The organism is Streptomyces sp. NPDC050416, assembly GCF_044458845.1.
In the GTDB taxonomy this organism is placed as follows: domain Bacteria; phylum Actinomycetota; class Actinomycetes; order Streptomycetales; family Streptomycetaceae; genus Streptomyces.
In genome coordinates, this window is sequence record NZ_JBITII010000004.1 from 261,166 (window position 1) to 279,518 (window position 18,353).

At 72.4% G+C, this 18,353-nt stretch carries 16 protein-coding genes; 13 read left to right on the forward strand and 3 right to left on the reverse strand.

What is annotated here, in order from left to right:
• Positions 1–123 precede the first annotated feature (123 nt).
• The 5 genes from ACIBL4_RS14470 (at position 124) to ACIBL4_RS14490 (ending at position 5,489) form a co-directional block, all read left to right on the forward strand.
• On the forward strand, positions 124–363 hold the full coding sequence (locus ACIBL4_RS14470) for a hypothetical protein (RefSeq protein WP_010048941.1): 240 nt from the start codon (positions 124–126) through the stop codon (positions 361–363).
• A 37-nt stretch (positions 364–400) separates the two neighbouring features.
• Positions 401–1,750: an NYN domain-containing protein gene (locus ACIBL4_RS14475; RefSeq protein WP_399409792.1), complete on the forward strand. Its 1,350-nt coding sequence runs from the start codon at positions 401–403 to the stop codon at positions 1,748–1,750.
• A gap of 245 nt (positions 1,751–1,995) precedes the next feature.
• Positions 1,996–3,036 carry an NlpC/P60 family protein gene (locus ACIBL4_RS14480; RefSeq protein ID WP_356929608.1) on the forward strand — a complete coding sequence of 347 codons (1,041 nt, stop codon included), beginning with the start codon at positions 1,996–1,998 and terminating at the stop codon, positions 3,034–3,036.
• A gap of 221 nt (positions 3,037–3,257) precedes the next feature.
• Positions 3,258–4,271: an NlpC/P60 family protein gene (locus ACIBL4_RS14485; RefSeq protein ID WP_399409795.1), complete on the forward strand. Its 1,014-nt coding sequence runs from the start codon at positions 3,258–3,260 to the stop codon at positions 4,269–4,271.
• Positions 4,272–4,304: 33 nt separating this feature from the next.
• Positions 4,305–5,489: a hypothetical protein gene (locus ACIBL4_RS14490; RefSeq protein ID WP_399409797.1), complete on the forward strand. Its 1,185-nt coding sequence runs from the start codon at positions 4,305–4,307 to the stop codon at positions 5,487–5,489.
• Between the two features lie 193 nt (positions 5,490–5,682).
• Here the strand turns inward: ACIBL4_RS14490 and ACIBL4_RS14495 are convergent, their stop codons facing one another.
• Positions 5,683–6,213, reverse strand: a complete 531-nt coding sequence (locus tag ACIBL4_RS14495) for a PadR family transcriptional regulator (RefSeq protein WP_399409799.1) — start codon at positions 6,211–6,213, stop codon at positions 5,683–5,685.
• Between the two features lie 99 nt (positions 6,214–6,312).
• Between ACIBL4_RS14495 and ACIBL4_RS14500 the strand changes: the two genes are divergently transcribed.
• A complete protein-coding gene (locus tag ACIBL4_RS14500) occupies positions 6,313–7,638 on the forward strand; it encodes an MATE family efflux transporter (protein ID WP_399409801.1) in 1,326 nt (441 codons plus the stop codon).
• Here ACIBL4_RS14500 and ACIBL4_RS14505 read toward each other — a convergent pair.
• Entirely contained in the window at positions 7,596–8,834 is a 1,239-nt protein-coding gene (locus tag ACIBL4_RS14505) for a glycosyltransferase 87 family protein (RefSeq protein ID WP_399409803.1), read from the reverse strand. The genes ACIBL4_RS14500 and ACIBL4_RS14505 overlap by 43 nt on opposite strands.
• Before the next feature lie 118 nt (positions 8,835–8,952).
• On the opposite strand from ACIBL4_RS14505, the gene ACIBL4_RS14510 reads away from it, so the two are divergent.
• Positions 8,953–10,095, forward strand: coding sequence for a glycosyltransferase family 4 protein (locus ACIBL4_RS14510; protein WP_399409805.1), 1,143 nt, complete (start codon positions 8,953–8,955; stop codon positions 10,093–10,095).
• 170 nt (positions 10,096–10,265) lie between these two features.
• Entirely contained in the window at positions 10,266–11,852 is a 1,587-nt protein-coding gene (locus tag ACIBL4_RS14515; protein WP_399410572.1) for a GMC oxidoreductase, read from the forward strand.
• A 13-nt stretch (positions 11,853–11,865) separates the two neighbouring features.
• Here the strand turns inward: ACIBL4_RS14515 and ACIBL4_RS14520 are convergent, their stop codons facing one another.
• Entirely contained in the window at positions 11,866–13,662 is a 1,797-nt protein-coding gene (locus ACIBL4_RS14520; RefSeq protein WP_399409807.1) for an AMP-dependent synthetase/ligase, read from the reverse strand.
• Between the two features lie 297 nt (positions 13,663–13,959).
• Between ACIBL4_RS14520 and ACIBL4_RS14525 the strand changes: the two genes are divergently transcribed.
• The 5 genes from ACIBL4_RS14525 (at position 13,960) to ACIBL4_RS14545 (ending at position 18,322) form a co-directional block, all read left to right on the forward strand.
• Entirely contained in the window at positions 13,960–14,757 is a 798-nt protein-coding gene (locus tag ACIBL4_RS14525; protein WP_399409809.1) for a metallophosphoesterase, read from the forward strand.
• Positions 14,758–14,868: 111 nt separating this feature from the next.
• Positions 14,869–15,309, forward strand: coding sequence for an SRPBCC family protein (locus ACIBL4_RS14530; protein WP_059423277.1), 441 nt, complete (start codon positions 14,869–14,871; stop codon positions 15,307–15,309).
• Between the two features lie 204 nt (positions 15,310–15,513).
• On the forward strand, positions 15,514–16,689 hold the full coding sequence (locus tag ACIBL4_RS14535; protein WP_399409811.1) for an ArsA family ATPase: 1,176 nt from the start codon (positions 15,514–15,516) through the stop codon (positions 16,687–16,689).
• A gap of 44 nt (positions 16,690–16,733) precedes the next feature.
• Positions 16,734–17,234 (forward strand): DUF5304 domain-containing protein, encoded by a 501-nt coding sequence (locus ACIBL4_RS14540; RefSeq protein WP_399409813.1) that lies wholly within the window; start codon positions 16,734–16,736, stop codon positions 17,232–17,234.
• Between the two features lie 134 nt (positions 17,235–17,368).
• On the forward strand, positions 17,369–18,322 hold the full coding sequence (locus ACIBL4_RS14545; RefSeq protein WP_399409815.1) for an ROK family glucokinase: 954 nt from the start codon (positions 17,369–17,371) through the stop codon (positions 18,320–18,322).
• Positions 18,323–18,353 lie beyond the last annotated feature (31 nt).

Consider the following 18,353-nt stretch of genomic DNA (forward strand, 5'->3'; position numbering starts at 1 on the left):
AGACCGCCTCGCCGCCGTGGACGCGTGGGCGGCGAGGACCCGCCAGGCCGTAGGGTTACGAGCCACACGCACCGGGGATGCCGGTGGCGTCACGGACACTAGAAGGAAAGAGAACAGGCCACGATGACGGTTCCCCTGCCGACCGCCTCGACGCGGTGGCGCTGCACCCTCTGCGGCAACCTCACGAGGTTCGACGTGACCCGCTCGTCGAAGGTCGTCGAGTACGTCCACCTCGACCTGGCCGGAGAGCCCAAGGTCGAGGAGCGCGAGGTGCTCAGTGAGACCATCGAGTCGGTGCGCTGCCGCTGGTGCAACGCGGTGGACCAGGTGGAACTCGTCGACAGGCCGGGTGCCGGCTCCTGAGGGGAGCTGGCCCCGCACAGGCATTGGGGTGTGACGGATGGTGGAGACCACAGGCGGGGGGCCGGGCGACGGCGCCGCTGAGGTGCTCGACCGTCCGCTGCCCGACGGCGTGCGCCGCAGGGTCGTCCAGATCGTCTCCGACGGCTTCGGCTCACTGACGGTCGGCGAGCTGCCCGCGCAGCTCAGGCAGTACGCCCGGTTCGCCCCGAACCGGCGGACCAAGTTCGCCGGCAACGCCATGGCCGCGGCGCTGGAGACCGACCCGCTGTTCCGGCAGCGCATCGGGGAGAAGCTCAGAGAGGCCCAGCCGGAACTGACCGGCGCCCTCGACTCAGGCTCCCCGCCCCCGGCCGCGGACCCGCTCGACGTGGCGGCCGCGGCCTACGTACTGCGGCCCCTCGGCTGGGTGAAGCTCGTGACCGCCGCCGGCGAGGAGGCCCAGCGGGCCGACGCCGAGCGCGCCGACGAGGAGACCCGGGCCGAACTGGAACGGCTGCGCACCGAGCTCGCCCGGGCCCGCGACCACACCAGGGCCGAGACGGAGCGGCTGCGCACGGAGCTGGATTCGGCCAAGAAGGAAGCAGAGTCGCTGCACCGCAAGCTGCGCGCCGCCCTCAGCGACGTCAAGCGCGGCGAGGCCGCCCTGCGCAAGGCGCACGGCGAGATCGAGGCTGTCCGCGCCGAGGGTCAGGCCCAGGTGTCCGCCGCCGAGAGCGAGAGCCGGCGGCTCAAGGCCCGGCTGGGGGAGACCGAGGCCGCCCTGGAGGCCACGCGCCGGGCCGCGCGCGAGGGCCGCAGCGTCGAGGACATGCGGGTGCGGCTGCTGCTGGACACCTTGCTGGACGCCACCCAGGGGCTCCGGCGCGAACTGGCCCTGCCGCCGGTGTCGGTGCGGCCCGCCGAGACCGTGGACGCCGTCGAGCCGGGCCGGATGAGCCCCAAGGACATCGCCGCCCGCGCCCTGTCCGAGGACGACCCGCAGGTCCTCGACCAGTTGCTGGCGCTGCCGCAGGCCCATCTCGTCGTCGACGGCTACAACGTCACCAAGACGGGTTATCCGCAGATGCCGCTGGAGAAGCAGCGCCTGAGGCTGCTGGGGCAGCTCTCGCAGCTGGCCGCGCAGAGCGGCGCCGAGGTGACGTGCGTCTTCGACGGGGCCGAACTGGCCGCGCCGGTCCTGCTCGCGCCGCCGCGCGGGGTCCGGGTGCTGTTCTCGAAGCCGGGCGTCACCGCCGACGAGCTGATCCGCCAGCTGGTGCGCGCCGAACCGCCCGGCCGGCCGGTCATCGTCGCCTCCACCGACCGCGAGGTCGCCGACGGCGTGGCCCGCGCGGGCGCCCGCCCGGTGGCCTCGGCGATGCTGCTGAAGCGCCTTTCGCGGCCCTAGCAGCCGTTCGTGCCATCTGTAACTTACGGGCCTGATGCCCGAATTGATGGTGCCTGTGTGGCACAGCGCGTCAAACGGGGCTCACCGCCTGTGAGTCAAGATGAAAAGATGGCTCACCGTGACGCAATTTTTCAGCTGAGGATTTGAACTGATCACAGGAAGGTCACTAGGGTCGGGCCGAACCTCCGCTCGGGTGATCACTCATCGGGAGAGACGGCGGAGGGGCCAGAAGGAGCTTTTCACCCGTGGCGTCCCACCGTCGTCCGAAGCAGCCGAGCCGCGCACGTGTGACCGTGCTGACCACCGCCGCCGCAGCTGCCGTCGCCTTCAGCTCGCAGGCCGCCAACGCGGCCCCCAGTGAGAAGCCGAGCAAGGACGAGGTCAAGGCCAAGGTCGACAAGCTCTACGAGCAGGCGGAGCAGGCCACCGAGAAGTACAACGGGGCCAAGGAGAAGCAGGAGAAGCTCCAGAAGGAGATCTCCACGATCCAGGACAACGTCGCCCGCGGCCAGGAGGAGCTCAACGAGCTGCGCGACAGCCTGGGTCTCGCGGCCGCGTCGCAGTACCGGACCGGCTCCATCGACCCGTCCGTGCAGCTCTTCCTCTCCGCCGACCCGGACGACTACCTCGACAAGGCCTCCACGCTCGACCAGTTGAGCAGCCAGCAGGTCGAGGCGCTGAAGAAGGTCCAGGAGAAGCAGCGCGAACTGGCCCAGGAGCGCGCCGAGGCCTCCGAGAAGCTCAAGGACCTCGCCTCCACCCGCACCGAACTCGGCAAGAAGAAGAAGGAAGTCCAGGGCAAGCTCGCCTCCGCGCAGAAGCTGCTCAACAGCCTCACCGCCGCCGAGAAGCAGGCACTCGCCGCCGAGCAGGACCGCGCCAGCCGCGACAGCGAGCGCGACGCCCTCACCGGCAACGTCCCGCCCGGCTCCGGCCGCGCCGCCGCGGCATACGCCTTCGCCCAGAGCCAGCTCGGCAAGCCCTACGTCTACGGCGCCACCGGCATGAGCTCCTACGACTGCTCCGGCCTCACCTCCCGGGCGTACGCCGCGGCCGGCGTGCAGATCCCGCGGACCTCCGAGGCGCAGGCCCAGTACGGCACCAAGATCTACTCGGTCAGCCAGCTCAAGGTCGGTGACCTGGTCTTCTTCTTCAACGACCTGCACCACGTCGGCCTCTACGCCGGCAATGGGCAGATCATCCACGCCCCGCGCACCGGCACGGTCGTCCGCTACGAGTCGATGGACACCATCGGCGGCCCGTTCATGTTCGGCGTCCGCGTCTGATCCCGGCGCCCGGGAGCCCCCGGCGTCTCCGAGATCAGGACACCGTGTCGGCCGTTCGGGCGAATCACGGCAACCTCGAGTGAGCCCACGCCCCGCCAGTGACCTGCGTCAGTGGCGGGGCGTCGTGCCGCGTACCCACGGATGGTCGTTGGCGGCCGCGCGTCACGGGGCTACTGTCTGCCGCGTTTCCCAGTCCGCCAGCGGAAGGAGAGCGGCTTCCCGTGGGGTCCCATCGCCGCCTTGCACCGTCCGGGTTCGACCGGGGCGCCAGTGCCGCGGTCAGCTTCCTTTCCGTCGCGGCCGCCGCCCTGGGCGCGGTACCGGCCGCGGCCGCACCGTACGACGACACCCGGGCCGAGGTGGACCGCCTCTACGAGCAGGCCGAGAAGGCGACCGAGGCCTACAACGAGGCCGGCGAGCGTGCCGACCGGCTGCGCGACGAGGTCGGCACCGCCCGGGACCGGATCGCCCGGCAGCAGCAGCGCGTCAACTCCATGAGGGAGTCGCTCGGTTCGCTCGCCGGTGCCCAGTACCGGTCGGGCGGCATCGACCCGTCCCTCGCCCTGCTGTTCTCCGACGAGCCGGACGACTACCTCGACAAGGCCTCCCGGCTGGACCGCATCATGGCCCACCAGGCCGGTGAGCTGAAGGAGCTTCAGCAGGCCATGCGCGAACTCGCCCAGGACCGCGAGGAGGCCGCCGGCAAGCTCCGCGAACTGGAGAAGAGCCGCAAGGCCGTCGCCGCCCACAAGAAGACCGTCGAGCACAAACTCGCCATGGCCCGGCGGCTGCTCGACTCCCTTCCAGACAGTGAGCGCGACGCCTTCGGCCGCGCCTCACGCTCCGGCCGCGACGGCATCCCCGGCCTCGGCGGCGCCACCGCGGCCTCGGGACGCGGGGCCGCCGCCGTCGCCGCCGCCCGCAGCGCGCTCGGCAAGCCCTACATCTGGGGCGCCAACGGCCCCTCAGGCTTCGACTGTTCGGGTCTGATGCAGTGGTCGTACGCGCAGGCCGGGGTCGCCCTGCCGCGCACCTCGCAGGCCCAGCGGTTCGCCGGCCGGCAGGTCCCGCTGTCCGAGGCGCGCCCCGGTGACCTGGTCGTCTACCGGGGCGACGCCAGCCATGTCGGGATGTACATGGGCAACGGCCAGGTCATCCACGCGCCCTACCCCGGCGCACCCGTGCGCTACGACCCGGTCGGGATGATGCCCGTCTCGTCGGTCACCAGGGTCTGACCGGCGCGGCCCGGCGCCCGTACGATCGGGAACGTGGCTGGTCGAAGGTCGGGGTCCCCGGTGGTGGCGCTCGTCGTGCTGCTCGTCTTCCTGACCGGATGCGGCGGCCGGTCCGCCGCCGACAGCGCCACGGCCGACGTCCAGCGGCTCCTCGACCGGCGCGCCGCCGCGGTCCTCGACCACGACGAACGGGCCTACGCGCGCACGGGCACGGGCGCGGATTTCGCCCAGGTGCGCGCGCTGCCCCTGGCCGACTGGTCGTACCGCGTGACCGGCCTGCACCGCAGCGGCGACACCGCCACCGCCGACGCCGAACTGCGCTACCGCGTCGCGGGGTACGACCGGGCGCCGGTGACGGCGGGCCGCACCCTGCGGCTGAGCCGCGACGCGGACGGGCAGTGGTCCGTCGACGCCGACCGGCCCGCGAAGAAGTCCGCCCAGCAACTGTGGGACCAGGGCGCCGTACAGGTCGTCCGGGGCGAGCGCAGCCTCGTCCTCGGCGTCGGGCGGTCCGGCCGGTCGCTGCGCGGCTTCGCGGACCTGGCCGACCGCGCGGTGCCCGCGGTCTCTCAGGCGTGGGGCACGGACTGGGCTCGGCGCGTCGTCCTGCTCGTACCGAAGTCGCTGCAGGGGATGGCGGGGCTGCTCGGCTCACCCGCCTCCTCCTACCGCGGGATCGCGGCGGTCACCACGGGTGAGACGGGCGCACCGGCGCAGGCGCCCGCTGACCGCATCATCGTCAACCCGGACGCGTTCGCACTCCTCGGCACCCTCGGCGAGCAGGTCGTCGTCACCCATGAGACGACCCATGTCGCCACCCGCGCCCACACCACCCCCGCCACCCCGCTGTGGCTGTCCGAGGGCTACGCCGACTGGGTCGGCTACCGGGCCGTCGGCCGCACCCCGCGCGAGGCCGCGCCCGAACTGTCCCGCGCGGTGACCCAGGGCCGGATCCCATCCACCCTCCCGGACGACAAGGACTTCGGTTTCACCGGCGACGCGAGCCGCCTGGCCCGGGCCTACGAGAGCGGCTGGACGGCGTGCCGGCTGATCGCGGACCGCTGGGGCGAGGCGCGGCTGGGCGAGTTCTACCGGGCCGTCGGGGAGCACCGGAAGCGGGCCGGGGCGGTGGAGGAGGCGATGCGCGAAGTGCTGGGGACGACGCCGGAGGCCTTCACGCAGGAGTGGCGGGACTATCTGCGGGTCCAGCTGGGCTGAGGGCCGGCTGGTCGGCCCGCGGGCTCGTCCCGGCTGACGGGCGGCATGGTGCCGGACGGCCTTCGAGTCCGGCTCGGCTGATCGGGCGCGGCGGACCCGGCCGCCGCAGGCTCGGCCGAGCGGGCTGCGGCGCGGCCGCACGCGGGTTTCCCTCGGCTGATGGTGCCGTGGCCGGACCGGGCCGCACGCGGCCTCAACCAGGCTGTTCCAGCAGCGCGATGGCCTCCCGGAGCCAGGCCCGTTCCGCCTCGCCCGTCGCCCGGGCGACCCGCAGCATGCCCTGGCGGAACAGGTCGTGGGCCTCCTCGGCGCGGACCGGCTTGCCGGACTCGTAGAAGAAGCTCGACGGCGTCTCGAGGAAGTCCAGCCGCCGGCGCAGCACCGCGGCCTGCTCGTGCCGGTCGGGGAGGTGGCGCAGGAACGCCAGGACGGTGTTGAAGCGGACCTGGTCGGTGATCTCGGTCTGCTTCGGACGGCGCAGCCGCTCCAGCAGCTCCTCGCGGCCCTCGCCGGTGAGGGCGAGGGTCCGGCGCGGGGCCGCGCTCACGCCGGGCTCGGTGCGCTGGTCGAGCAGGCCCGCCCCGACCAGCCGCGTGATCGCCGGGTAGAGCGCGCCGTCGCTCACCGGCCGGACATGGCCGGTCAGCGCCTTGATGCGCTCCTTGAGCTCATAGCCGTGCAGCGGCTCCTCGGCCAGGAAGCCCAGGATCGACAGCTCCAGCATGGTCCTCCTCGTCCTCCTTGCGGGGGCGTGACATCTCATGCTACCTCTAACCGAGCTACCTCGAAACGAGGTTCGCTCGGCCTCAGGGGGACAGTCACCGTGAACGCCCACCGCAAGCAGCTCCTCCGGCTCGCCCGCCCCGTCTACTTCTCACTCCTGGCGTCCGTCGCCGCCGGGATCATCAACACCGTCTGGGTCGCCCGGCTGGGCGGTCCGGCCGTGGCCGCCGTGGCCGTGGCGACCACCACGGAGAACGTGCTGCTGGGCATCGCCCTGGTCTTCGGCTCCGGCACGACCGTGCTGGTCGCCCACGCCCGGGGCGCCCGCGACCCCGCCGCCGTACGGGCGGCCGCGCGCGGCGGCTGGGCACTGTGGGCGCTAGTCACGCCCCTGGTGGTGGCGGGCGGCCTGCTGGGGCGCGAACCGCTGGCCCGGCTGGTGCTGGGCGGGGCCGACGGCGCCGCCCTCCCGCTCGCCGTCGCCTACTTCGCGCTCTCCATGCCCGGCATGGCCGTCTTCTTCGCCCAGCAACTCGTCGACGGCATCCTCAAGGGCACCGGCGACACCCGGACCCCGATGCGACTCGCCCTGCTGTCCAACGGTCTGATCCTGGCCCTCGACCCCTTCCTCATCCACCTCTACGGCGTCCAGGGCGCCGCCGCCTCCACGGTGCTGTGCCGGACCGTGGCGCTCGGGGCGGGACTCGTCGCCGTCCGGCGCAACGCCCTGCTGCGCGGCGCCCGCGGCGCGGCACCGGCCGAGCCCCTGGCCGTCTCCCTGCGCCGGACGCTGACCACCGGCCTGCCCATGTCCGCCGACTTCACCGTGCGGCAGACGGGCGCCCTGGTCCTGGTCGCGATCGTGGCGCGGCTCGGGGTGACGGCGGTGGCCGCGTACTCGATCGCCTACAAGGTCATGTACGTGGCGACCATGGCCTTCTACGCCGTCCGGCAGGCCGCGTCCATCCACACCGCGCACACCCGGGGTCAGGGCAGGGACGCGCGGCGGGAGATCGGGCGGCAGGCCGTGCTGGTCTCCGGAGCCATGGGCCTCACCGCCGCCGTCCTGCTGGCCGTCACCGCCCCGTGGCTCTTGGCCGCCTTCGGCGTCGGACCCGGAGTCGCGGGCCAGGGTGTGCTGTTCCTGCGCTGCGTCGGGCCCTACCTGCTGCTCATGGCCTGCCTCATCGCGCTCGGCGGGGTTTTCGAGGGCGGCGGGGACGCCCCGAGGCTGCTGCGCGTGACCGTACTCGGGACGGCGGTCCAACTGGCGCTCGCGTACGGCCTGACGGGGCTCGGGCTGCCCGGGGTGTGCCTCGCGCTGGCTGCGGCGGCGGCGGTGCAGTGCGCTCTGGCGGGCGTGCTGTTCCGGCGGGCCCCGGCTCAGGTGGAGACCGGGGTCTCGTCGGTGCGGGTGGTGGGCTGAGCGGGCACGGGAGCGGGGGCCGTGCGCGGCACCGTCGCCCGCCACAGGGCGCGGGCCGAAAGGAGCGCGGCGGCCACCAGCAGGCCGTTGCGCAGGAACAACAGGGTCAGGCCGAGGCCGTCGCTGGCCACCACGTTGGCGAAGTAGAGCGGGAACTCCAGCACCGTCACGAAGCACGCCACCAGGACGAGTCCGACGGGCAGCCGCATCCGGCTCCCGGGGAAGTACAGGCAGACCGCGGCCAGCCCGACCAGCCACACCATGTACTGCGGGCTGATCACCCGGCTGGTGGTGGTGAACATCAGCACCGCCACGAAAGCCGCGTCGGCGACCGTGTGCTCCTCGAAGGTCCGGGCCAGCAGCCGCCACAGCACCAGCCAGCCGAAGGCCGCCCCCGTCAGGAACAGCGCGCCCGTGCTCACCTCTCTCACGTACGGACCGAGGAACTCGATCGAGCCGTAGTTCAGCCGCACCTCGCCCCGCCAGCCGAAGTGCCGGGCGACATGGAAGACCAGCGCGCCCAGCGACTCCACCTCGGTGCCCCGGTCGCGCTGGGAGGTCAGGAAGGTGAACGCCCCCGGCGCGGCCAGGGCGAACACGCCGGTCACCGCGACGCCGGTCACCGCGGCCGACACCCAGGAGGCGGGCCGGCGGACCGCCAGCAGGAGCATCGCCGGCCAGACCTTCAGCAGCGCGCCGAACGCGGCCAGCACCCCCATCACCTTGGGGTGCCGGGCGCCCGCGCGCAGCGCCGCCACGGCCACCGCCGTGACCATCACGTCGTAGCGGGCGTACACCGTCGGCCCGAGCAGCGGCACGCCCGCCACCCACACCCAGGCGCCGCGCAGCGACCTGCCGGGACGCCGGCCCGCGTACGCCAGCAGGGCCAGGACGGCCAGGTCGGTGACGCAGACCAGCACGTAGAACGCGGTCGCGTACGGCAGGAAGGGCAGCAGACCGGGGGAGAGGATCGCCAGGGCGGCGGCGGGCGGGTACTGCCAGGTGACATCGTCCTGAGGGAACGTTCCGCCGGCCAGGACGTCGTACCAGCCCTGGTAGATCACGGACACGTCGCTCGTCACGTCCGGGCCCGGGAAGACGTACACCTTCAGCACGAACAGCAGCAGCACCAGCCTCGTGAGGCACCAGGCCACCGGCAGCCATGCCAGGGACCACTTCCCGCCCGTCGTCCTCACCAGATCCCTGCCCGTCCGCGTGCCGTGTCGAGGAGGCCATGATGTCCCCGACAGCTGTGAGCGTGCCACACCTGCCGGCGCGTACGGCCGTGCGGGGCGGTTCGGTAGGGTCGGCGGCGTGCGCAAGACCCTGATCGTGACCAACGACTTCCCGCCCAGGCCGGGCGGCATCCAGGCGTTTCTGCACAACATGGCGCTGCGGCTGGACCCGCAGCGGCTGGTCGTCTACGCGTCGACCTGGAAGCGGAGCCCGGAGGGCGTGGCGGCGACCGCCGCCTTCGACGCCGAGCAGCCCTTCACCGTCGTACGGGACCGCACGAGCATGCTGCTGCCCACACCGGGCGCCACCCGGCGGGCCGTCGGGCTGCTGCGGGAGCACGGGTGCACCTCGGTGTGGTTCGGGGCGGCGGCCCCCCTCGGCCTGATGGCACCGGCGCTGCGCAGAGCGGGCGCCGAACGGCTGGTCGCCACCACGCACGGGCACGAGGCCGGCTGGGCGCAACTGCCCGCCGCCCGGCAGCTGCTGCGCCGGATCGGCGACTCCACGGACACGATCACCTACCTCGGCGAGTACACACGCTCCCGGATCGCCGGCGCGCTCAGCCCGCAGGCGGCCGCGCGGATGGCGCAGCTGCCGCCGGGCGTCGACGAGAAGACCTTCCACCCCGGCTCGGGCGGCGACGAGGTGCGCGCCCGCCTGGGCCTGACGGACCGCCCGGTGGTGGTGTGCGTCTCCCGGCTGGTGCGGCGCAAGGGCCAGGACACCCTGATCCAGGCCATGCCCCGGATCCTGGCGGCCGAGCCGGACACGGTGCTGCTGATCGTCGGGGGCGGCCCCTACGAGAAGGACCTCCGCAGACTGGCCCACGACACGGGCGTCGCCGCCTCCGTCCGCTTCACGGGCCCGGTGCCCTGGTCGGAGCTGCCCGCCCACTACGGCGCCGGCGACGTCTTCGCCATGCCCTGCCGCACCCGCCGCGGCGGCCTCGACGTCGAGGGCCTCGGCATCGTCTACCTGGAGGCGTCGGCGACGGGCCTCCCGGTCGTCGCCGGCGACTCGGGCGGCGCCCCCGACGCGGTCCTGGACGGCGAAACGGGCTGGGTGGTCCGCGGCGGCTCTCCGCCGGAGGCGGCCGACCGCATCATCACCCTCCTCGGCGACGCGGAGCTGCGCCGCAGGATGGGCGAGCGAGGCCGCGAGTGGGTCGAGGAAAAGTGGCGCTGGGACCTACTCGCGGAGCACCTGAAGAACTTGCTGTAGGTGTCTTCCTTCAGGGGCGCGGGGAACTGCGCGACCAACCACAACGCACCCGCACTCGCCCACGACGAATAGGCGGCACCCCACTAGGCGGAACCAAATAATCCGCCGATGCTGCGCCCATGACATCCAACATGATGCACCGTCAGCTGACAAGACGTCAGATCCTCGGCATGGCAGCCCTCCAGACTGCAGCCACCCTGGGATTCACCCGCATCGGCCTCGACTCCGCCCGAGCGGCGCAGCCACAGGCAGTCGACACCGCCCCCGCCATCGTCATCGGCTCCGGCTACGGCGGCGCCGTAGCCGCCCTCCGCCTGGCCCAGGCCGGCATCCGCACCCTCGTCCTGGAGATGGGCCGGCTCTGGAACACCCCCGGCCCGGACGGCAAGATCTTCTGCTCCACTCGCACCCCGGACCAGCGCTCCATGTGGTTCCGCACCCGGACCGAGGCCCCTCTGGGCACCTTCCTCTGGCTGGACGTCGTCAACAGGGACATCGGCCGCTACCCGGGCGTCCTGGACCGCGTGCACTTCGCCCAGATGTCCGTCTACGTCGGCCGGGGCGTCGGCGGCGGCTCGCTCGTCAACGGCGGCATGGCGGTCACACCGCCCCGGGCCTACTTCGCCGAGCAGTTCCCCACCGTCGACGCCGACGAGATGTACGGCACCTACTTCCCGCGCGCCCGCGCCGCCCTCGGCGTGAACACCGTCGACCCGGCCTGGTTCGAGTCGACGGAGTGGTACCGCTTCACCCGCGTCTCCCGCAAGCATGCCGAGAAGACCGGCCTGCGGACCACCTTCGTGCCGAACGTCTACGACTTCGGCCACATGGCGCGCGAGGCGTCCGGCACCGCCCCGAAGTCGGCACTCGCCGGCGAGGTCATCTACGGCAACAACCACGGCAAGCGCAGCCTCGACAAGACCTACCTCGCCGCCGCGCTCGGCACCGGCCACGTCACGATCCACACCCTGGAGAAGGTCCGCGCGATCAGCCGGGCGCCGGACGGGAGCTACGTCCTGACCGCCGACCGCGTCGACGAGACCGGCCGGGTCGTCGAGACCAAGGAGTACGGCTGCACGTACCTCTTCCTCGGCGGCGGCAGCCTCGGCACCACCGAACTGCTGCTGCGCGCCCGGGAGACGGGCACCCTGCCCGATCTCGACCCCAGCGTCGGAGCCGGCTGGGGCACCAACGGCAACGTGATGCTCGGCCGGGCCAACCAGCTGTGGGACACCGTCGGCGCGAACCAGTCGACCATGCCGGTCATGGGCATCGACGACTGGGCCAACGCCGCCAACCGCGTGTTCGCCGAGATCGCCCCGCTGCCGACCGGGCTGGAACACTGGGTGAGCCTCTATCTGGCCATCACCGGGAACCCGGAGCGGGCGTCCTTCTCGTACGACACCGGCTCGGGCGCGGTACGGCTCGGCTGGACGGCCGCCCACAGCGCGGTCTCCGTCGCCATGGCCAGGAAGCTGTTCGACCGGATCAACGCGGCCAACTCGACGATCTACCGCTACGACCTGTTCGGGTCGAGCAGCAAGGTCTTCGCCGACGACTTCACCTACCACCCGCTCGGCGGCTGCGTGCTGGGCCGGGCGACGGACGACTACGGGCGCGTGAAGGGCTACAGGAGGCTCTACGTCACCGACGGCTCGCTCGTGCCCGGGTCGATCGGGGTCAACCCCTTCGTGACCATCACCGCGCTCGCCGAACGCACGATGGCGCGGGTCCTCGCCGAGGACACCGCGCCATAGACGACCCCGTGGGTCACTTCGCGTAGATCGCCTCGACCTCGTGCGCGTAGTCCTTCGCCACCACGTTCCGCTTCAGCTTCAGCGAGGGGGTCAGGTGGCCCGACTCCTCCGTGAACTGGGAGGACAGAATGCGGAACTTCCGCACCGATTCCGCCTTCGACACCGCGGCGTTGCCGTCGTCGACCGCCGCCTGGATCGCGGCCAGCAGATCCGGGTCCTCGCGCAGCGACGCCGCGGTGGAACCCGCCGGCTTGCCGTGGTCCGCGCACCAGCGGCCCAGGAACTCCTCGTCGATGGTGATCAGCGCGCCCACGAACGGCCGCCCGTCGCCCACCACCATGCACTCGGCGACCAGCGCGTGCGCCCGGATACGGTCCTCGATCACGGCCGGGGCGACGTTCTTGCCGCCCGCGGTGACGATGATCTCCTTCTTGCGGCCGGTGATCCGGAGGTAGCCGTCCTCGTCGAGGGTGCCGATGTCACCGGTGTGGAACCAGCCGTCGGCCAGCGCCTCCGCGGTCGCGCCGGGGTTGTTCCAGTACTCCTTGAACAGGTGCTCGCCGTGCAGCAGCACCTCGCCGTCGTCGGCGATCCGCACCACCGAGCCGGGCAGCGGCTGGCCGACCGTGCCGATCTTCTGCCGGTCCCAGGGGTTGAACGCGGTGGCCGCGCAGGACTCGGTCAGGCCGTAGCCCTCCAGGACCGTGAAGCCGATGCCGCGGAAGAAGTGGCCGAGGCGCTCGCCCAGCGGGGCGCCGCCGGAGATGGCGTACTCGCCCCGGCCGCCGAGGACCGCGCGCAGCTTGCTGTAGACGAGCTTGTCGAACGTCTTGTACTTGATCCGCAGGCCGAGGGACGGGCCCGACGGGGTGTCCAGCGCCTTGCTGTAGGCGATCGCCGTGTCGGCGGCCTTGTCGAAGATCTTGCCCTTGCCGTCGGCCTGCGCCTTGGCGCGCGCCGAGTTGTAGACCTTCTCGAAGACGCGCGGCACCCCGAGGATCAGGGTCGGGCGGAACGCGGCCAGCTCGTCGGTGAGGTTCTTGATGTCCGGGACGCAGCCGAGCTTGATCGGCGCCATCATCGGCGCGATCTGCACGAGCCGCCCGAAGACGTGCGCGAGCGGCAGGAAGAGCAGCACCGAGCACTCGCCCGTGCGGAACAGCGGACGCAGCCGCTCCACGATGTTGCCGCACTCGGCGAAGAAGCTGCGGTGGGTGAGCACACAGCCCTTGGGACGGCCGGTCGTGCCCGAGGTGTAGACGATGGTCGCCGGGTCGTCGGCCTTGGCGATCGAGCTGCGCTCCTCGACCGTCTGGTCCGTGACGTCCTGCCCGAGCCGGCCCAGCTCCTCGATGCAGCCGCCCTCGATCTGCCACACGTGCTTGAGCGCCGGCAGCCGGTCACGCACCGACTCGACGGCGGCCGTGTGCCCGTCCGACTCCACGATGCACGCGGTCGCGCCCGAGTCACCGAGGATCCACTGCACCTGCTCCGGCGAACTGGTCTCGTACACCGGCACGGTCACCGCGCCCGCGCACCAGATCGCGAAGTCCAGCAGGGTCCACTCGTAACGGGTGCGGGACATCAGGCCCACCCGGTCGCCGGGCTCGACCCCGGCGGCGATCAGCCCCTTCGCGGCCGTGTGCACCTCGGCGAGGAAGGCGGTGGCCGTGACGTCCTGCCAGGTGCCGCCGACCTTGCGGGCGATGACGGCGACATCCGGGTGCTGCGCGGCGTTTCTGCGGACGATGTCGGTCAGATTGCCGTCCGCAGGGACCTCGTACAAAGCCGGAAGGCTGAACTCGCGCAAGACTGCTGCTCCTCATAGGGCGCCGGCGCCACGACGTTGTGTGATGCGACGGTCCGGTCCAAGGCTCGGGCAGGTGCTCCCGCATTCACTTGTTGAAATGCAGAGCACGACTGGACTGCCCGGACGTTACCCGCCGGTATGGGTTCTCCGACAGGGGGTCCCATCGAGATGTTCGCTGCGTCACACAGTTGGGTATTCCTTCGCGCACAGTAGTCCACGTACTAACTGACTGGCCAGTAACCGCAGGTAGGGCCGCCACTGTTCACAACTGCGCCCCTCGACCTACCCTTGATCGCCATGGCACCCACACCAGCCGGAAACCACAGGACGCGCGTGCATGTGGTCAGCGACGTGCACGGCAACGCCCGTGACCTGGCGAGGGCCGGCGAGGGCGCCGACGCCCTGATCTGCCTGGGCGACCTCGTCCTCTTCCTCGACTACGCCGACCACTCGCGCGGCATCTTCCCCGACCTCTTCGGCGTCGAGAACGCCGACCGCATCGTCGCGCTGCGCACCGCCCGCCGCTTCCAGGAGGCACGGGAGTTCGGCGCCCGGCTGTGGGCCGGCGTCGGCGAGGACCGCGCCTCGGTGATCGAGAAGGCGGTACGCAAGCAGTACGCCGAGATGTTCGCCGCGTTCCCCACCCCTACGTACGCGACCTACGGCAATGTCGACATGCCGCCCCTGTGGCAGGAGTACGCCGGCCCCGGCACGACCGTCCTCGACGGCGAGCGCGTGGAGATCGGCGGCTGGGTCTTCGGCTTCGTCGGCGGCGGCCTGCGGACACCGATGCGGACGCCGTACGAGATCGGCGACGAGGAGTACGCGGCCAAGATAGAGGCCGTCGGCGAGGTCGACGTGCTGTGCACGCACATCCCGCCCGAGGTCCCCGAACTCGTCTACGACACCGTCGCGCGCCGCTTCGAGCGTGGCAGCCGGGCCCTGCTGGACGCCATCCGCCGCACCCGGCCCCGCTATTCCCTCTTCGGGCACGTCCACCAGCCGCTGGTGCGGCGGATGCGGATCGGGGCAACCGAGTGTGTGAACGTGGGTCACTTCGCGGGGACCGGGACGCCGTGGGCGCTGGAATGGTGAGGACGTCCCAGGTCGGGTGAGATCGGCGGGTCCCGTGCGCGGTAGCCTTCACGCTGCACACGCTTGCGCACGACGACCTCATACCGGCCCGTATCTGGAGGAGCCACGGCGATGGCGGAACACACCAGCTCGAGCATCACCATCGAGGCGGCCCCGGCCGACGTCATGGCGGTCATCTCCGATTTCGCCCGCTACCCGGACTGGACCGGCGAGGTCAAGGAGGCCGAGGTACTCAAGACCGACGAGCAGGGCCGTGCCGAACAGGTCCGGCTCGTCATGGACGCGGGTGCGATCAAGGACGACCAGGTCCTCGCGTACACGTGGACCGGCGAGAACGAGGTGTCCTGGACCCTCGTCAAGTCGCAGATGCTCCGGTCCCTGGACGGCACGTACCTGTTGAAGCCGGCGGGGGCGGGGGGCACCGAGGTCACGTACGCGCTGACCGTCGACGTCAAGATCCCGATGCTCGGCATGATCAAGCGCAAGGCGGAGAAGGTCATCATCGACCGGGCGCTGGCGGGTCTGAAGAAGCGCGTGGAATCGGGCAAGTAAGGGTCGCGCCGTAGCGGTGCCTGGGCCGTACCGGGTGCGGGCCCGTCGTGGCTGGTCGCGCAGTTCCCCGCGCCCCTGAGGTGCCGCCGCTGCGGGCAATCGTGCCGCTGAGGGCGGCACCCGTCCCACAGATGCGGCACCCTGCTCCGCCGGGCTGCGGACCCACCCGGCCTGAGCGCCAACGCCCGGGTACCGTTCACCCCCATGCGCACCATCCTGATCACCGGCCCCGGCGGCAGCGGCCGTACCACCCTCGCGGCCGCGACCGCCCTGGCCGCGGCAGCGCAGGGCACCCGCACCCTCGTCCTCGGCACCGACCGCACGGACACCCTCGGCGCCGCCCTCGGCACCCGCACCGGCCCCGAGCCGGTCGAGGCCGCACCCCGCCTCACGGCCTGGCGCCCCGACCCCGCCCAGGACTTCCGCAGCGACCTCACCGCCCTCCAGGACCGCGCCTCCTCCGCCCTGGACCTCCTCGGCGCCTCCCGCCTCGACCCCGAGGAACTCAGCCCTCTCCCCGGAGCGGAGGAACTCGCCCTCCTGCGCGCCCTGCGCGACGCCGCGCTGTCCGAGGCGTACGACCTGCTCGTGGTCGACCTGCCCCCGGCCCCGCAGGCCCTCGCCCTCCTCGCCCTGCCCGAGGAACTCCGCCGCTACCTGCGCCGCCTGCTCCCGCCCGAACGCCAGGCCGCCCGCGCCCTGCGCCCCGTGCTGGGCCGGCTCGCCGGCGTTCCCATGCCCGCCGAGTGGCTGTACGAGACGGCCGCCCGCTGGGACCTGGAGCTGGCCGCCGTCGAGGCCGTCGTCGCCGACCGCGACACCGTCGTACGACTGGTCGCCGAGCCCGGCCCCGCCGGTGCCGACGCCCTCCGCACCGCCCGCCTCGGACTCGCCCTGCGCCGCCTGCGCACCGACGTCGTGGTCGCCAACCGCGTCCTGCCCGAGGCGTCCCCGGACACCTGGCTGGCCGGCCCGGTCGCCCAGCAGCGCAAGACACTGGACGAGTGGCGGGAGTCGTACGACGTCCGGACCGTCGCCCACCTCGGACGCGACCCGCTCGGCACCGACGACCTGGCCGCCCTCGCCGTAACCGGCGCCGACCCGGGCGAGCCCGTCCCGGCGGTCGAGTGGCCGGTGGCCGACCGGCTCGGCGCGGACGGCGTGCTCGTCTGGCACATCCCGCTGCCCGGCGCCGTGCGCGAGGAACTGGACCTGGTGCGGCGCGGCGACGAACTCGTCGTCACGGCGGGGCCTTTCCGCCGAATCGTTCCGCTGCCCTCCGCGCTGCGCCGCTGCACCGTCGACGGCGCCGCCCTGCGCGAGGGCGAGCTGCACATCCGCTTCGCGCCCGACCCGAAGCTCTGGCCGCAGACGCGGTGAGAGGGGGTAACGTCGGAGGGACGAACCGTAGTCAGGAGTCCGTCATGAGCGAAGAGCTCCCCCCGTTCGACGCCGCCCGCGAAGAGGCCGCGGACGAGGTACGGGCGAGCGACGCCGACGCCTGGGCGACCGCGTGCGCCGAGGACCTCGAGGCGGAGAAGGCCCGCCGCCGCGCCGAGTACGGACCGCCCCCGGGCTCAGCGGCCGAGGAACTGAAGAAGCTCGTCGACGCCGTCGCGGACAAGCTGTCGGGGATCCAGTCCCCGCTGTTCGGTGCCGTCGCCGGGCCCGCCGCCGAGCAGGTCGTCCGCCAGGTCGTCCAGCAGGCGAAGGCCGCCGTGGAACCCGTCATCGAACGCAACCCGGACGTCTTCGACCACCTGGCCGCCGCCGGGAACGAACTGCTCGCCGCCTACCGCTCCGCGGTCGAGGCCCAGGAGCGGCGCTGGACCGGGCGCGACGACCGGATCGACCCGCGTGACCTGGACGAACGCCATGACCGGGGCGACGACGCCGGTCCCGGGGAGCGCATCGACCTGGACTGAACCCGACCTCCTCTTCGCGAGCCGCGACCGGCGTGCCGCCGCCGGTCCTGCCCAGCGTGCGGACGACAGCCGACCCGACGGCGCGCCTCGGGTACCGTTGGCCGTAGCGGGGCTCGACCGAAACTGAGGGATTCATGGGACTCACCATCGGCGTCGACATCGGCGGCACGAAGATCGCGGCCGGCGTGGTCGATGAGGAAGGCAGCATCCTCTCGACCCACAAGGTGCCGACCCCGGGCACGCCTGAGGGCATCGTGGACGCCATCGCCTCGGCGGTGGAAGGCGCACGCGTCGGGCACGACATCGTCGGCGTGGGCATCGGCGCGGCCGGCTATGTGAACCGGCAGCGCTCCGAGGTCTACTTCGCGCCCAACATCCACTGGCGCAACGAGCCGCTCAAGGCGAAGGTCGAGGCCCGTGTGGGCCTCCCGGTGGTCGTCGAGAACGACGCGAACGCCGCGGCGTGGGGCGAGTACAAGTTCGGCGCCGGCAAGGGCCACCGCAACGTCATCTGCATCACGCTCGGCACCGGCCTCGGCGGCGGCATCATCATCGGCAACAAGCTGCGCCGCGGGCACTTCGGCGTGGCCGCCGAGTTCGGCCACATCCGCATGGTGCCGGACGGCCTGCTGTGCGGCTGCGGCTCACAGGGCTGCTGGGAGCAGTACGCGTCGGGCCGGGCGCTGGTGAGGTACGCCAAGCAGCGCGCCAACGCCACCCCCGAGAACGCCGAGATCCTCCTCGGCCTCGGCAACGGCACGCCCGACGGCATCGAGGGCAAGCACATCTCCATGGCCGCCCGCCAGGGCGACCGCGTGGCCGTCGACTCCTACCGCGAACTGGCCCGCTGGGTCGGCGCGGGCCTCGCCGACCTCGCCTCCCTCTTCGACCCCTCCGCCTTCATCGTCGGCGGCGGCCTGTCCGACGAGGGCGAACTGGTCCTGGGCCCGATCCGCAAGTCCTACAAGCGCTGGCTGGTCGGCGGCAACTGGCGCCCGGTCGCCGAGGTCCGCGCCGCGGAACTGGGCAACAAGGCCGGCCTGGTCGGAGCAGCGGACCTGGCGAGGGAACCCGACCCGATCATGTAAACGCCTTCCGGGGTGGTGCCCCAAGGGGCGC

Excerpts from the sequence above, each read along its gene's own strand:
- ACIBL4_RS14495 (WP_399409799.1), bottom strand. The coding sequence starts at position 6,213 with ATGCTGGAGCTGTCGATCCTGGGCTTCCTGGCCGAGGAGCCGCTGCAC.
- ACIBL4_RS14475 (WP_399409792.1), top strand. The coding sequence starts at position 401 with ATGGTGGAGACCACAGGCGGGGGGCCGGGCGACGGCGCCGCTGAGGTG.
- ACIBL4_RS14535 (WP_399409811.1), top strand. The coding sequence starts at position 15,514 with ATGCGCACCATCCTGATCACCGGCCCCGGCGGCAGCGGCCGTACCACC.
- ACIBL4_RS14515 (WP_399410572.1), top strand. The coding sequence starts at position 10,266 with ATGGCAGCCCTCCAGACTGCAGCCACCCTGGGATTCACCCGCATCGGC.
- ACIBL4_RS14540 (WP_399409813.1), top strand. The coding sequence starts at position 16,734 with ATGAGCGAAGAGCTCCCCCCGTTCGACGCCGCCCGCGAAGAGGCCGCG.
- ACIBL4_RS14525 (WP_399409809.1), top strand. The coding sequence starts at position 13,960 with ATGGCACCCACACCAGCCGGAAACCACAGGACGCGCGTGCATGTGGTC.
- ACIBL4_RS14545 (WP_399409815.1), top strand. The coding sequence starts at position 17,369 with ATGGGACTCACCATCGGCGTCGACATCGGCGGCACGAAGATCGCGGCC.
- ACIBL4_RS14530 (WP_059423277.1), top strand. The coding sequence starts at position 14,869 with ATGGCGGAACACACCAGCTCGAGCATCACCATCGAGGCGGCCCCGGCC.
- ACIBL4_RS14470 (WP_010048941.1), top strand. The coding sequence starts at position 124 with ATGACGGTTCCCCTGCCGACCGCCTCGACGCGGTGGCGCTGCACCCTC.